Origin of the sequence: Flavobacterium weaverense (assembly GCF_003688495.1) — a bacterium.
Taxonomy (GTDB): Bacteria; Bacteroidota; Bacteroidia; order Flavobacteriales; family Flavobacteriaceae; genus Flavobacterium; species Flavobacterium weaverense.
On record NZ_REFH01000013.1, the window covers coordinates 57,151 to 73,746 of the forward strand.

General features: G+C 30.2%; 13 protein-coding genes. All 13 read right to left on the reverse strand.

Annotated features, from left to right (window positions below; genetic code table 11):
- Positions 1 to 40: 40 nt before the first annotated feature.
- The 13 genes from BC961_RS14045 to BC961_RS14105 all read right to left on the reverse strand — a co-directional run bounded on the left by BC961_RS14045 (position 41) and on the right by BC961_RS14105 (position 16,482).
- Positions 41 to 4,051, reverse strand: a complete 4,011-nt coding sequence (locus BC961_RS14045; RefSeq protein WP_121926497.1) for a PAS domain S-box protein — start codon at positions 4,049 to 4,051, stop codon at positions 41 to 43.
- Between the two features lie 125 nt (positions 4,052 to 4,176).
- Positions 4,177 to 4,959 (reverse strand): hypothetical protein, encoded by a 783-nt coding sequence (locus BC961_RS14050; protein WP_121926498.1) that lies wholly within the window; start codon positions 4,957 to 4,959, stop codon positions 4,177 to 4,179.
- Positions 4,960 to 5,225: 266 nt separating this feature from the next.
- The gene (locus BC961_RS14055; RefSeq protein WP_121926499.1) at positions 5,226 to 6,554 is read right to left on the reverse strand and encodes an aldehyde dehydrogenase; all 1,329 of its coding nucleotides are present in this window, start codon (positions 6,552 to 6,554) and stop codon (positions 5,226 to 5,228) included.
- Positions 6,555 to 6,712: 158 nt separating this feature from the next.
- Entirely contained in the window at positions 6,713 to 7,402 is a 690-nt protein-coding gene (locus BC961_RS14060) for an RluA family pseudouridine synthase (protein ID WP_121926500.1), read from the reverse strand.
- A 30-nt stretch (positions 7,403 to 7,432) separates the two neighbouring features.
- Positions 7,433 to 8,251, reverse strand: coding sequence for a 3-methyl-2-oxobutanoate hydroxymethyltransferase (gene panB, locus BC961_RS14065; RefSeq protein WP_121926501.1), 819 nt, complete (start codon positions 8,249 to 8,251; stop codon positions 7,433 to 7,435).
- Between the two features lie 207 nt (positions 8,252 to 8,458).
- Positions 8,459 to 8,941: a hypothetical protein gene (locus BC961_RS14070; protein WP_121926502.1), complete on the reverse strand. Its 483-nt coding sequence runs from the start codon at positions 8,939 to 8,941 to the stop codon at positions 8,459 to 8,461.
- A gap of 178 nt (positions 8,942 to 9,119) precedes the next feature.
- Positions 9,120 to 9,578 (reverse strand): DUF1810 domain-containing protein, encoded by a 459-nt coding sequence (locus tag BC961_RS14075; RefSeq protein WP_121926503.1) that lies wholly within the window; start codon positions 9,576 to 9,578, stop codon positions 9,120 to 9,122.
- Positions 9,579 to 9,761: 183 nt separating this feature from the next.
- A complete protein-coding gene (locus BC961_RS14080) occupies positions 9,762 to 10,679 on the reverse strand; it encodes a TlpA family protein disulfide reductase (protein WP_121926504.1) in 918 nt (305 codons plus the stop codon).
- A 224-nt stretch (positions 10,680 to 10,903) separates the two neighbouring features.
- A complete protein-coding gene (locus tag BC961_RS14085) occupies positions 10,904 to 12,268 on the reverse strand; it encodes a dihydrolipoyl dehydrogenase family protein (protein WP_121926505.1) in 1,365 nt (454 codons plus the stop codon).
- Between the two features lie 512 nt (positions 12,269 to 12,780).
- Positions 12,781 to 13,608 (reverse strand): hypothetical protein, encoded by an 828-nt coding sequence (locus tag BC961_RS14090; RefSeq protein WP_121926506.1) that lies wholly within the window; start codon positions 13,606 to 13,608, stop codon positions 12,781 to 12,783.
- Positions 13,609 to 13,730: 122 nt separating this feature from the next.
- A complete protein-coding gene (locus BC961_RS14655) occupies positions 13,731 to 14,291 on the reverse strand; it encodes a hypothetical protein (RefSeq protein ID WP_147440548.1) in 561 nt (186 codons plus the stop codon).
- A gap of 462 nt (positions 14,292 to 14,753) precedes the next feature.
- Positions 14,754 to 15,263, reverse strand: coding sequence for a hypothetical protein (locus tag BC961_RS14100; RefSeq protein WP_121926508.1), 510 nt, complete (start codon positions 15,261 to 15,263; stop codon positions 14,754 to 14,756).
- A gap of 211 nt (positions 15,264 to 15,474) precedes the next feature.
- Positions 15,475 to 16,482, reverse strand: a complete 1,008-nt coding sequence (locus BC961_RS14105; protein ID WP_121926509.1) for a dienelactone hydrolase family protein — start codon at positions 16,480 to 16,482, stop codon at positions 15,475 to 15,477.
- Positions 16,483 to 16,596 lie beyond the last annotated feature (114 nt).

Genomic DNA, 16,596 nt, shown 5'->3' on the forward strand with positions numbered 1-16,596 from the left:
TTACACAATTTAATAGAATTAATTTGTTTTTGTTTAATCGTTATTTTACCCATTTCACGAAAGTTTCTTCGATGATTCCCTTGATTATTGGTTTAGGAATGTAGTCATTCATTCCTGCTTGTAAACATTTTTCTTTCTCTTCTCTTTCTGTTCCAGCAGTTATGGCAATTATTGAAACTTCTTTTCCGGAAACCATTTCTCTGATGATTTTTGTTGCTTCGTAACCATTCATTACTGGCATTTGTATGTCCATAAATATTATATCTGGAACTACTTCTTCAAATTGTATTACCGCTTCTTCTCCATTAACAGCAGTGCTAATAGTAGTTTTTATTGGTAGATTTTTTATAATGGTCTTTAGCAACAACATGTTTACTTTATTATCTTCAACAATTAAAACTTTAACTTCTTTAGTTAATTCGCTGATATCACAAAGCTCTTTTTCAATAATCTCTACAGTATCATTCTGTGTGCTATCATCATCTGTATTTTTATTACTAGTTTCAAGCGCTATGTCAAAATAAAATGTACTTCCCATTCCTACTGTACTTGTTAGTTCTAACTGACTATTCATTAAACCTAATAGTTGGTTCGAGATTGTTAATCCTAATCCTGTTCCTCCAAATTTTCTTGTTGTCGAACTGTCTTCCTGTGAAAATGCTTTAAATATCTTCTTTTTATTCTCTTCAACAATTCCCATTCCTGTATCAATTACGGCAAATCGAATGGTTTCAGTTGTATCACTAGTGCGTTCAATTACGGATACTTCTAATTTGATCCAACCTATTTCAGTAAACTTAACAGCATTTGCTAAAAGATTAATTAAAATTTGCTTTAATCGAACGCTATCAATCCAAAAGTATTTCGGGATATCATCAGAAATATTTAGCTTTAAATTTAAATTTTTCTGAGAGGATTCGTATAGTATTAAGTCGATAACTTGAGTTAAAAGGTCTCTGATATTATGTTTCTCAATGTATAAATCTAGTTTTCCCGCTTCAATTTTCGAAAAGTCCAAAATATCGTTGATAATATCCAGTAACGAATGTGCTGATTGATTTATCGTAGTCATATACTTTTCTTGAATTTTTTCAAGATCAGTTTTCATCAGCAAATCAGTGAATCCAATAATTCCATTAAGCGGAGTTCTAATCTCGTGACTCATGTTAGCAAGAAATTCCGATTTAGATTTATTAGCAGCTTCTGCTAATTCTTTTTCTTTTACAATGGTTTCAGCGATTTTTCTTTCAGTAATGTCAATAAAAATACCTTCTAGAAATGCGATTTTACCGTCTTTGTAAATAGTGTCACCAAACTCTTCGACCCAAATTATACTTTTATCTTTATGAACAATTCGATACGTTAAATGTATTGGAGTTCTATTTTCAATTGCAGTTTTTTGAGCTTCAATTGTAAGCAACTTATCTTCTGGATAAATTAGATCAATAAATGAAATTTCATTATTTAGAAAAACCGATTTTGGATAACCTGTTAGTTTTTCGATTTTGTCATTGATATAAATCTTAGTATTGTTAGCATCGTAATTGGAAAGATAAACGGTTCCGGGAATATTATTTGCTAGCAGTCTGAATTTTTCTTCACTCTCGTAAATTGCAGTTTCATTTGTAATTCTATCGATAGACGAAGCAATATTACGCGCTAATGTTTGTAGAATGTTTACTTCGTCTTCGGTCCAAATTTTTTCTTCTTGCGTATTATCAAATCCTAAAAAGCCGTGAAATTTATTTTTGATAAAAATTGGAAAAAGAATTATAGAAACCACTTCAAGATTTTCTAATTTTTTTCGCAGAGATTCGTTCTCAATTTTTGAAATTATTACTTCAAATCTCTTATTATTCAATAATGGTGTTAAAAGTTCTTCAAAATAATTATAGGATATATTTTGTAGACCAGTATTATTCTCTGTTAACGTATCGTTTTCACTAATCCATCGGTATTTCTGACTTATAGTTTTTTCTTCACCATTGTTTTCATAGTAATACGCACGATGAGAATTTGTCGCTTTTCCCATGATAATCAGTACATCAGAAAATATGTCGTGAATATCATTACTGTTTAGAAACTTCTCAGTACATAAAGTCATTGCGGACAACAATTCACTTTTATATTGCAATTTTTTCTCTGCTTCATAACGACTCTGAGAGATAACAGTCAGCGAAATCAAATCTGCGATACTCCTAGCAAAAATAATATCTTCATTGTCCCAATCTCTTGTGTTTTCGGCATTTTCGAAAGCTAAAACACCCGTTAAATTTCCATTGATGAAAATGGGAATATCTAGTTGAGATTTTATATTATTAGTGCTGAAATAATCATCAGTAAATTCTGAAAACTCATAATTATTAAAAACATCTTTAGCACTGATGACAGAGTTTTTCTTAATGGCTTCAAAATAGATTGGATAATTCTTTTTAGCCAACTCTTCGCCTTTAGTGTAACTGTTCGTTGATAGAGTATATAAGTTTTCACAAATAATACTTTTGCCGGTGTATCTCCAGTATCCAACTCTACTACAATTTGTAACTTTTGCTGCAGTTTCAGTGATTTGTCTTAAACTGAGCTCTAAATCGTGGTATATACTATAATTAGTCGATGATATTCTTTTTATTGATTCATTGTAATTTTCTATTTTTTCGTGACGAATTTTTTGCGCTGTATCAATTGCTTTGTATTTTGAAATATCTCTAGCAATACCAGAATAACCGACTATTTCGCCTACATCATTTTTTCGAACAATAACTTTTTGGGAAATCCACAAGTAACTACCGTCCTTTTTTAAAATCGGAAATTCAATTGTTGGAAAAAATTCTTGATTATCTAATGGCTGTTGGAAAAAATTCATAATTCGATCCATATATTCTTCTTTAATAAAATCAGTATAGTTTTTATTTAAGATTTCATCATCCACATAACCCAGTGATTTCAAAGTATATTCATTTACAAACGTAAAGTAACCGTCGCAATCTACTTCATAAATGAGATCTATAGCATTTTGAACTAAATCTTTATATTGATTTTGGATTTGGATTTCTTTTGTTACGTCTTGACCTATACCAACAAGCAAATCTTCTGAAAATCGCTTGTCGTCCCATTGAATATATTTATAAAGACCGTTTTTACATTTTATTTTTCGAATGAATATTCGATCATCCTTAAATTTCTTATTATAATAATCGACATCAAAGTCATTTTCTCCCGAAATTTTCCAATAGCCGTAACCCAAAATTTCTTCGACAGTATATCCTAAAATTGAAGTTACATTTTCACTGCAGAAGACGACTTCTCCTTTTTGATTTGTTGCCAGTATAAGCGAATTTCCTTTATTTATGATTTGGTTATTGAATTTCGATTCATTGTTTCGATTCACCCATAATGTAAAATGGATGTAATTGATTAGCGTAATAACTAAAACATTGATTAGTAATACAATAATTACTCTTAATTCGACTAGGTTTAAAATATAAATAAGCCACAAGAAAACATAGACAGATGCTACAAAACTCCAATATAGTCGTATGGATTTAAGAGCATAATAAGCGAAGAAAAAGGTTACTGGAAATGCGACAATGGGAATGATGTCAAAAGTATGAACAACTACGTTTCTAGAAATAGATCCGAAATAAAGTAGAAAACATACAGTAAAAATTTTTTGTATGTGTTTAAAAACTAATGCTGATTTAGTACTGATGTAATAAATTAATATTAGAGTAAAACCGATAATAGAGTTGAGAAAAAGTAGGCTCTCTGGTCTTAATTTTAGGGATTCAAAAATAATTTCAATTATTAGCAACATCAGACCTAGAAAGAAAAGATAGATTTGATATTCCTTCTTTTTTGTATAAGCTCTATTTGTTTTTTCTAATAAATTACTTTTTAAACCAGTTCTAATCTTATAAATGCGATACACTAACGTGATAAATAATATAGGAATAGCAATTTTAAATAAAGCGCTTCCTATACCTGAATTAGGTATAATTGAGAAAATTAATTCTTCCACAGAAATATATAAATGGCTATAGTAGAATACCATAAATTAAAATAATTGATTTTAAAACTAAATTTGGGATTCTAATTTCGTTCAATTTAAGGAATAAATTTTAATAAAAAACTAAGTCTAATCTAAAATCAAACTTAGTTTCTTATAACACTATTTTACTAAAGAATTACGTCAACTTTATTTTCATTGTCAAATCCAATGATCTCGTTATAAATTGCGTAGTATAGAGAATACAAAAGTGGCAAAGTAAAAAATATACCAATACAACAACCAATAAATCCTAACATTGCTGCTATTACGCACACTACTAGTAATCCTAAAATTGTTAACGGCTGCTTAGACACAATTATCACACTCGCCTCAATTGCTTGAACAGCTTTAAGTTTTCCGAAAATAATAAGAGGAATCATGATAATTGTAAATAATGCTATTGCAACACTAATAATAAAATTTAATACTGGTATTTGAGCGTACGTAATTATAGAACTAATCACATTACTTACAAGTGAAACTAAAAAAGTAGCGATGAAAAGCTCTTTAAAATACGGAGCTTTGTAAAATTCGAACATAGTGGATACATGGAATTCCTCATCGTGCTCTGCGCAATATGCCATTTTTATTAAGCCAGCAGTAAGTGGACTAAGTAATGCTCCTAATACAATGGAAGCAGTTGAAACTATTAGTAACGAATTGAAATCAAAATTTTCTATTTTTAAATTCTCAGGTTGAAGAAAGGCCATCACTGCAGCAGCACCAAAACTAGCAATTACAACTCCAAATATCGCTATGCTGATAATAACGAAAAACACAAATAGTACTAATCCTCCATATAAAGCAATTTTTTTATAGTTTTTGAAAGCGTGCTCAAAGACGCGACCAAAATCTAAATCATATCCTTCTCTTCTTATTGTCTCTATGCGATTTTGTATGCTGTTGTTCATTTGGTTTGGTATTAATTAGGTGGTTATTTATTATTATTTAAATATTTTCAATAGTATAAAAATTCCTGCTTGTCAATCTCTTTTGGTTTAACTAGTTTTTTTTAATAGGTGGTAAATGTAATATTTTTTTTAATTAACATTCAATCAAATTAATCTGTAAATATCTGTGAGATTTTTTATCAATATTTTACAGCTTCTCCTTGGTTTTAATAGTACTTCTAATAAAGTAAAGTAGCGAATAGTTAAGATTTGTTACTTTTTAATTCTTAAATCCATTTTAATAACTGTCGTATTGTTTTCAGTTTATCATTGTAAGGAGCATAACGTAAAGGAACATCTAGCCAAGTTCCTCTTTTTACGATAGACTTTTGATGAGAAAAGATGTCGAAGCTTAATTTTCCATGATAGGCGCCCATTCCGGAATTTCCAACACCTCCAAAAGGTAAACGATTGTTGACTAAATGCATTACTGTATCATTTATGCAGCCTCCTCCAAAAGAATATTTCTTTAAAACTTCATCAATAAATGATTTGTTTTCAGAGAATAAATAGAGCGATAGTGGCTTGTCAAAACTAGAGATGATCTTTTCGATGTCATTTTCCGACTCATAAGAAAGGATGGGAAGGACCGGTCCAAAAATTTCTTCTTTCATCACTAAACTATCCATACTAGGATTATCAAGTAGTGTAGGAGCGAGGTATAATGAATCTTTATTTGATTCTCCTCCAAAGAGAATTTTTTGTCCTTCGAGTAAACTTAATTGGCGTTCCCAATTTTTTAAATTAATTATTCTCGCATAATCTGGTGATTCTTCTGGATTGGGTCCAAGAGCTTTTTGTATTTCCTGAATCAGAAATTTGACAAAAGTATCTTTCATTTTATGGTGAACTAAAATATAGTCAGGAGCAACACAAGTTTGTCCTGCATTTATTATTTTCCCCCAAGCAATTCTTCTTGCGCTTAATTCTAAATTTGCAGTTTCATCAACGATGCAAGGACTTTTACCTCCCAATTCTAACGTAACTGGTGTTAGATTTTCTGCAGCTGCTTTCGCAACTATTTTCCCAACGCCTACACTTCCCGTAAAAAAGATATAATCCCATCGTTTTTTTAATAAATCTGCTGCTATAGTAGCATCGCCTGTTATTACAACAACATCTTTAACAGGGAACGTTTCGCTTATAATTTTTGAAATTATGGCTGAAGTATTAGGTGTCAGTTCAGATGGTTTTAACGTCACTTTATTTCCAGCAGCAACTGCCGCAACGAGTGGACATAATGCTAATTGAAAAGGATAATTCCAAGGTGAAAGAATCAGCACGTTGCCATAAGGTTCGCTATAAATAAAATCAGAAGAAGGGAAATTCAATAGCGATCCCCAAACTTTCTTTGGCTTTGCCCAAGAACTAATATTTTTAATAGTTTCTTTTAAATCACTAATAACATAGTTCGTTTCTGTTAAAACAGCCTCAAAAGCTGGCTTTTTAAAATCATCGTACAATGCTTTTATAATTGCGTCTTCATTTTTAGTGATGACGTGTAATAATTTCTTCAGTGATTCTTTTCTGTAATTTATGTCGGTTCTATGGTTCATTGGATAATTTTAATTTTAAAAATACATAATATTATCTTAATCCTACTTTCAACACCGAATAAAATAAAAAAAAACAGGATTGATTAGTCCTGTTTTATTAGTAGTAAGTATGTAGAATGTTATTTTTGTTACAGTAGCAGTGTAGAAATAAAGAATTTTTAGATTGCATTCCAAATCACATCGTCTGGAGTGGGAGCGGTGATAGCAATGTTTTCTTTAGTTACAGGGTGAATAAATACTAGTTTCCTCGCATGTAAATGGATTCCGCCATCTGGATTACTTCGATCAAAACCATACTTTAAATCCCCTTTTATAGAACAACCTATCGCTGAAAGTTGCGCTCGTATTTGATGGTGTCTTCCCGTATGCAAATTAATTTCTAAAGCAAAATAGTTATTGAGTTCTTTAATTATAGTGTAATCTAAACTGGCTAACTTACTATCGGGTACTTCTTTTAGATGCGCTTTTGAACTATTATTTTTCTCGTTTCGTTTTAAATAGTGCACTAATTTATCGTGCGATAAAGGAGGTTTGTTTTTAACAACGCACCAATACGTTTTTTGAGTTTCTCTGTTGCTAAATAGCTCATTCATTCTAGTTAATGCTTTGCTAGTGCGAGCAAAAACTACAATTCCGGTTGTAGGGCGATCTAAGCGATGTACAACTCCCAAAAAGACTTCGCCAGGTTTATTGTATTTGTCTTTGATGTATTCTTTAACCACATCAGATAATGGCTTGTCACCCGTTTTATCGCCTTGAACAATGTCACCCACACGCTTGTTAACCACAATTAGGTGATTATCCTCGTGTAGCACTTGGAGATTTGATTTATTAGATAGTATTTTCATAGAACTTACCCTTAGAAAAAGGAAAGGGTTTTAATATTGTTCATTAGAATTTGGGAAGTCACTTGATTTAACATCTGCTACATATTCACCTATAGCTTTAGTCATATCATCGTATAAATTCATATATCTTCTCAAGAAACGCGGACTGAATTCGTTGTTCATTCCTAGCATATCGTGAATTACAAGAACTTGACCGTCAACGCCACCACCAGCACCTATTCCTATTACTGGAATCGAAATGCTTTTAGCAACTTTCTCTGCTAAGTGAGCTGGAATTTTTTCTAATACTAATGCAAAACAACCTAAACTTTCAAGCAATTTAGCATCTTCAAGAAGTTTATCGGCTTCCTCTTCTTCTTTAGCTCTAACCGTGTAGGTTCCAAATTTATATATCGATTGTGGGGTTAAACCCAAATGTCCCATTACTGGAATTCCTGCGTTTAATATTTTTTTAATGGAATCTTTTATTTCTTTTCCACCTTCTAATTTAACTGCGTGTCCGCCACTTTCTTTCATAATTCGAATAGAAGAGCGCAATGCTTCTTTAGGATCTGACTGATAGCTTCCAAAAGGTAAATCCACAACAACTAAAGCTCTTTCAATTGCTCTAACAACAGAAGAGGCATGATAAATCATTTGGTCTAAAGTGATTGGCAAAGTCGTTTCATGACCTGCCATTACATTTGAAGCAGAATCACCTACAAGAATGACATCGATTCCAGCGCTATCAACAATTTTTGCCATTGTGAAATCGTATGCCGTAAGCATCGAAATTTTTTCACCATTAGCTTTCATATCGATAAGCGACTTAGTGGTAATTCTTTTATAATCTTTTTTAGCTACAGACATATTTCCTTATTTAAGGTTGCAAAGGTAGTGAAATGTATATTCGATGATGAGAATTGTAGGAGTAAAATTATCTTGGTTTTAATTTGGTTCGAAAATTTTAATGCCTTCAAAAAATGTCCTTGTTATTTATCAGTAAATCCAAAGTTAAAAGTCCAAATTTGCTCTTGTTTTTAATGTATATTTTAAGTGAAAAGAAGTGGGAAAATATTATTTCAATTCCGTCACAATCAATTCGCCATCGTCAGTTTTATGAACAATAATAGCAAAAAAAGGAACTGTCTTGTACGATTGTTTATCGCCTATCTCAATTTTATATTTTAGTGCAATTTCACCTTTTTTATTCTTTTTTAAACTAACTGGCTCGACAGTTGTTTTTAGATCAGTTTCCGGTAAAATAACTGCGATAACATATTTCTTAGCAAAATCAATTGCAGTGGGTTTTCCATTTATTCCCATCGTTGTCGCCATTCCAAAAATTTGATTGAATTGTTCAGCAGTTTTAATTTTAGGATTTTGTATTTTTTTTACTGTGCTTTTTACAAAGTAGTTTTTAGCTAAATCGTAATGTATTGCCGTTGGCTGCTGTTCTATCACTTTGTCTGAATTAATTGTTGTATTCTTAATTTTTGATTGACATGATACTAGAATCAAAAATAGTAACGTCGCAAGTCCAAATATCTTCTTAATCATTTAATCGATTTTTTTTAAATTTCAGTAACTGTTTCATTTAGATATATTTAAATAGAAGATATTTAAGTTTCCACTATTAATGCTTACACATTAGTATCAAATTTTAAATCTTCTCCTTTTAGATTCGAAGAAAAACGGGGTAGTAACTGATTTCGAATCATAAATTTTGCGTTTAATATCAAGATTTTTCTAAAATTTTAATAGTGTTGCGATCACTTTCTCCATTGTAATATTTTTTTATTACATCTTCAAAACAGTTAAAATCAATATGATTCTTGAACTGTTCGCTGGATGAAACAACAGATTTAAAAAGTGTCATTGACGAGTGAAATTTCATGTAATCTGGAAACCCAAAAATCTCCTCGGCAGTTTTACCATCAATGTGGTAAGCTAAAATTTTAGTAAGTTCAAGTAGTCTTTTCGAAAGTGTTGAATCAGAAAGATAAGCTTGAGCTTCTTGTAAATTGATAATTTCATATTTTACAGCGGTACTAGATCTACCTAATCCAGCAATTTGAGGAAAAATAAACCACATCCAGTGAGTTCGTTTCTCACCATTTTTGATTTCTTTCAAGACATGCTCATAACAGCTGTTTTGTGCATCTATGAACCTATCTAAATTGTAGCTTTTATCCATTCTTTTATTTTAAAATTGTACTCAAATACTATTCTTATTTCTGAAAAATTATAAACAAAAATCTATATTTTTTAATTAAATAATCGATAAATCAATTAGTGAGAATCGTAATTGACAAAAAAAATAAGTAATATAAATGTTTTCAAAATCTATTATTCGAACTACAAGTACATCCTTTTTGCACTATTTTATTTGCAGTTTTTTATAGATATAGTCATCAATTTTTTTATCACTATTTAGAATTATTTTCGCCAAATTAAAATCATTCAACTTTCTGTATTCTGTTTTTTTATTTATCACCAAATGATGCGGAATTCCACTTATATTAAATAAATTTCTTGTTTTTGCTTCATTATTTGACAACAATTGAATTCCTCCTGGATTATGTTTGTTGAGAAAGTTTAGCCATCTCGCTGTGTCTTTGTCGATAGAAACATCTACAAAGATAATACTAAGGTTATCTTTAAATTCTCGTTTTAGTGCTTCTAACTGTGGCTTCTGTTCAATACAAGGCTTACACCAAGTTGCCCAAAACGATAAGTAAATTGTCTTATTTTTAAAATCTTTTAACTGAACTATTTTATTATTGAGATCTATAAAATTATCATCTGGTAACTTGTTTATTTTCTCCATATTAAAGTTCCAAATGGTGGTTCCATTTTTAATTCCGTCATATATGTCATGTTCTACAACATTTCCTTCTCTTAAAATTAGAGGTTGCGATAATAAAAAATAGACAAAAGTAAATGTCATAAGTACAAATGAATATCGCTTTATAGTTTTGTTATATTCCGTTCGAGTCAACAGTAGACTTATTGTAGCGTATATAAAAAGGTAAAGTGATAATGGAAAGTAAAAGTAACGAAGCGGTATAAAAATTAATAATGCTAAATATAAAAATGGAATGAATTTTAAAGGAGTTTTTATATTAATTAAACCTGAAATGTAAAAACCTAAAGAACATATAAGAATGGCAACCCATTTTAAAAGTGCGTATTCGTGAACTTGGACTACTTCGTTAATTAGGAAGCCAACAGCCAGTAAGGGAATAATTATAGATATGATACCAAGAAATAGTCTTAAAAATATTTTTTTAGTCATTAAATTAGAGCTTTCGGTTAAATTATAATTTTTAATCTTAAAATTAAATTACCAATTTTTTTTGCAAACTAAAGTAATGAAAAAGTTAGTAATATGAGTTCATTGTTTTGTATGCGATTGACACAAAATATTTTTAATTTGCTTATTAGCTATCTCTTAAATGAGATTTAGTAACTTAAGATTTTAAATGTTGTCAAATGAAAATATTAATTACCATCAAGAACTTATTCTTCGTCGTTCAGCATTTTTTTTAAGTCATTACTGTACGAAGGATAAGTGAAAATTTGCTTTTTAAATTGAAGAACCGTCATTTTCTGTTGGATAGCTATTGAAAATAAGTTGATTGTTTCATTAGCTTCAGAACTTAATAAATGGGCACCAATGATGACACTTGTTCGCTCATTCACTAAAATTTTGTAGGCGTAAATTGGGTTGTTTTCTTTTTTTGCATTGTACCAATGACTTGCATCGCCTTTATAAATCTTAATTTTTTTGAATTGTTTTTTAGCATCTTCTTCAGTGTAACCAACACTTGATAGCTGAGGATTTGAAAATACGGTCGAAGAGATTGCGGGAACTTCAAATTCTTTAGAATTTTCTTTAACAACATTATTGCCAACTATATAACCTTGTAAACCGGCTAACGGCGATAAAGCCAGCGATTTACTGCTAACATCTCCGCAGGCATAAAAATTTGGGTTGGAAACGCTTTGAAGAAAATCGTTGACAAGAACCCCGCTTTTATCAAACTTTACATTAGCATTGTCTAAAGCTAGCATTTCAATAGATGGAACGCGACCAGCGGTGTTGTAAACTTTTCTCGATTTAACAGATAAACTTTCACCATTTAAAACGTAATTAACTTTTAAGTTTTTTGTTAACTTTTCTATTGATAATACTTCGGCCTTAAATATGAAAGTGATACCTAGCGTTTCAAGATGGGCAACTAATTTATTAACTAAATATTCGTCAAATTGTATTAATGCTTTTGGACCATTCTCGATCATAGTTACTTTGCAACCCATTGTGGCTAACATACAAGCGAACTCAATTCCAACATAACCCGTGCCAATAAATGTTGCTGTTTTAGGTATTTTTTCTAGATTTAAAATATCATCGCTAGTATCAAGAAAAGCACTGCCTTCCATATGCAATTCGCGAGGAATCATTCCCGAAGCAATTACAAATTTATCAGCTGAAATCAGTTTTCCCTCAACTAGAACTTCATTCCCATTTTGGAATATAGGAGATTGATGGTAATAATCTATCCCTAAATCAGAAAAGTTATTCTCAGTACGTGAAGGAATATCATCGGTATAGATTCTTTTAAAGTTTTGAACGTCTTTCCAATTAACTTGTAGTTTTTGAGAAATTCCTTGATTGACCAAAAGTTGACTTTTGGCGACCATTTCTGTGAACTGCAATAAGATTTTTTTTGGATCACAACCTCTTGTGGAGCAAGTTCCACCAAATTCTCTGTTGTCAGCTATTGCAACCGTCAAATTGTTTTTCACACAAATTTCGGCAGCAGTTTGACCTGCAGTGCCAGTTCCAATTATGAAAACATCATAATGTTTTATTTCTTTCATCGAGTACTAATCTAAATAGTTTAAGCTAAGATAATACTCTAGATTTATAATTTATTAGGTTTTTTTCTGCTTTGTGTTTTAATTTGGATTAACGCAGCGTATTATTTGACTGAAAACTTGTTGAATATTATTAGACTGCTTTTTATCTAAATAAAAATATCATAAACATGATAATTCTTTTAATCTATACTATTGAGATCAGGCAATGAGTTCGATATCTCCAAATTCTTTCAGCCGTTTCTTTTCTATTTTATTTCAGTGTAGATTTTGACAATATAAATATTTAGATATTCAATAAAACTATGGTAATTCCCCAATATTTCATCAGAAATTAGATTTACTTAAAAAATGTGTATTCTTTACTAACATTTGAAGTAGAATCATTCATTTGTATGTAAGTCATATTGTTTTTTTTAAACAACTTTTAGTTTTTGCACCTAACTTATTATAATTTCAAGTTATTTAAAGTAATAATTGCGCTGTTGCTTATATTAAATTTGTTTACAGCTATTTTATAATTCATACCTCCATTTATTAGTATCCAAATCATAAAAAATCCAAATATGTCTTATGTAAGGAACTTTAATTCCTGTGAGTTGGTGCTTTTTAATTTCCCATATTTTAACTTGAGTAACTAATTCAATTGCATCTTTTTCAAATTCAGTAATTGGTTTTTTATTCGAATCTCCAATTTCTGTTATCAAATCAAAAATAGAATCTTTCTTTACAATTAGTTCCTTTCTTCTGATAACTGATTTTAATTTGCCATCGGTGTCAATCGAAACATTTAGTAATGTAATTTGGTTTTCGTAATTTTTTATTTTTCCGCTCTCCAGAATAGTATTTATATCTGTTATATTTTTACAGTAATTAAATCCACTTTCATTTTCAAAAATATAATTTTCAATCTTAAATGCTTTTGCATGATCTAAAATTGTTTGCTCTCTTAAACTAATTGGTGCATATTCCGTGATTTTTTTTGAATTAGAACATACACCGCTAAAAGATAAAGTTCCTCCTAAATTGCGGGCGTAAACTAACCAATTTTGATTTTTTTTAGCGCTCCAATCGCAAGAATCAAAGATTCCAGTAAGTTCTCCTTCAGAGGTAACAGTAAATTCAAGTGTTTTAGGGGCATCGCCTTTTTTATAATGTTTTGAAATGTCAAAAGTAACTTTGTAAGTCAAACTGTCTTTTGAATAAACCTTTGAAATAATTTTTCCTTCAAATACATATTCTGAAGAATGGAATTCTATCATTGGATGAATTTCATCGCAGGAACAAGCAAAAGCTAAAGCTGAGACTAAGAGTGTTAAGAGTGTGATAATTTTTTTTTTCATATTTTTGGTAGTAATACAGCGTGTAATTAGAATTTTCTAGTGGCAAGGGAAATGGAGCTATTTCTTGAAAAATAGTAATTTTTCAAGAACAATTTTCATCTTTTTCTGTAAATGTTGTTAGTTTAGTTATCTTCTTTTTTCTGGAAATTCTTTATTAAAGTATTTGTTCCATCTGTTATTTTTAAAGTAATTTCTTTATCATTTTCTGAAATGTACCAAACATTTTTAATATCCCAATTTGAAATGCTCAAACTGTCGTTCACTTTCAATTCTGAATCACTGCTACTAATTTCTTTTTCGAAAACACCAAGATTTCTAATTACTTGCAGGGGAGCATATCTTGCCATTATACTGTAAGTTGCAATTTGAACACGGTATTCTGGCGTTATTTCCTTTTCGAATCTAAGTCCTTTTCCTGTAATCGAAAGATATATTCCCCAAAAAGGAACTCCCATTGGTATTATGCTTAATATGATTGTAAAAATGAGTAGTGCAAAGTATACTTTTACTAATTTCTTTTTCCAAAATAATATAATAATGATACAAGTCAAACTAAGCCAAATCCAAAATAAAATTCTGTCACTCCAAAATCCTACAAAAGTTATATTGTACTTTATATGTAGAAATATAGTTGCCAATGAGATGAAGCAAACTAAAATGTAAACTATAAATATTTTCTTCATTGGTTGCTATTAACTATTGAACTTTTTCAATTTTTTGAAATTAGATTTATTGTTTTTCAAATTCGCAGTTCGATCGGGATGTGAATTTCGAAGCTTTATTCTCCAATATAACTTCAATTTAATGAATCAACTTTATCTAAGAGTCAAATGCAATGTGGATAATAATATCAAGAGCGCTGCGGTATTTCTAAACTAAATTTTAGAAAATATTCTATTAATCTTTTTTATATTACTAATCCGAACGTATAATAAAAAGTTGGCTTTTACATTATAAACACCTTTTTTAAATTTGCGAACAGTAGAGTTAATATGAATATTAATTTTAGGTGCCAATGTAAAAAAAACTGCGAGCTGCAGAGTTATTAATAAACTTATCAATAATAGTACAGAGTTAGATAACAGGAAATAATGACTATAAATATTATTTACAACAATTAAATCACTTGTTCCATGGCAAATGTCTTAACGTAGTTTGTACTTTGAAAGAACTAAGGTATCATATCTAACTTCCTTTTTTGTCAACATTCGAAAGGTTTTGAATTTGATTATTGTATCTTTCTTCAGTACTGCTTTTTGATTTATATATTCTCCGCCGCCATATTGCTCGTAATACTGATACTCCAATTTATCATCGATCGTTTTAAAGTATCCTATTCTTGATGCATTTTTCCATGAACTAATACTATCTATTTTTGAAACATTGGAATCTTCTATTGCAAACAAAATCATCCTACCATCTGGATAAAAGCCTATAAAAGATTTTAAAGTAGAATTTTCATATTTTGATTTTCCGATATACGTATATAAATACTCTGTATTCAACAATGGAGTTGGAGTAAAATTCTCTTTCGACATAGTGAATTTGGGGTTTTTAGGTCTAAGAACTCCATTTGACAACCATATATTTTTAGTACAACTCACTAAAAGTAAGAACGTAAGTACAGAGAAGATTTTTAAGTTTACTTTAATCATTGACATCTGTTTTGATTTTTCATAGCAATGTTTCGAATAGCAGAAATGGTTTGTATTTCTCACTTAATGGTTTTTATACTCTCGATGTTTCGGAGATTGAGGCTCCAGAATTAGAAGAATTTCCAAGCAGAAAATTTTAATAATTCCTAAACTTTGTAAGAAGCACAAATCTTCGAGTTACAACTAAACGCGCGATTTTTTTAAAAAGATATTATCTAGTGTTGTTATCTTCTACCCATGATAAAAATTCTTTAAAAACGTCTGTCCAATGCGACTCCCAATTTTCGTTTTCATTCATAGGAACTTTATTAAAAGAATGGTCATAATCAGGATAAAGTTTAAAAGTTAAGTTTGTTTTTCTATGATTCAAAAACTCTATTGGAATTAATAGACCTGATTCAACTGGAACAGATTCGTCTTTTGCACCTAATGCAACAAAAAGTGGTTTGTCAATTTTTAACAGGTTGTCGATTGCTGGTTCAGAAAACTGACTCCATCTTCGATACGTATTTCCTTGCCATATGTTAGTTATCGAATTAGCATTCGCTTGAATATTTTTAATTTCATTAAATAAAGAATCCATTTTGACTTTTGCTGTTTTCTCATCAATTTTGTTTTCACTTACTTGCTTTCTTATGAATAAAGCAAAATCATAAAATTGTGTATTTCCGCCGCCTGACCAAAATCCAATGTGAGTGATTTTTTTATTAATTGTGCCCAGTTTCGCTACAACATCACTCCCTTCAGAATGGCCAATTGTTAGAATCTTTTTGACATTTTTAATTCGTCTGGAAATAATATCATTTATAACGGCATCATTCTGCCAAACTCTATAATTTAGACCTTCGTTTTCAAAGAAGCATTTTGGAGCTTTAAATTCTTCATTTGTAATGGAGAACGGGATACATTTTTTCGAAACAACTACAAATGCATATTTTTCAGGAATTTCATCTAAATTAAAAGGTATTTGACTAGCTATGCTTGTTGATTTGCCGTCTTGATTTATCGTAAACAGAGGTTGTGAACCTGAACCATGGATAAAAAGGATGAAATTATGCACTTCGTACAAATTTTTCTTAGAATAAATATGATAGTTAATTGTATCGTTATTCTTTTTAATAGAAAAATGTTTATACTCATCCGGCTTTGGATAGAATTGGCCAAACGTCAAATTTGCACAAAGGAAAACAAACAGAAAATTTATAAAGTTTTTTTTCATACAATATTTATTTTAAAAGGCATGTAAACTCTGGGCGATTGCCATGTGGTGGCAGTGGGAGCATAGATTTGAAACAAAACCTTCACAATTATATTCAAAAGTTCTTTGTCCATT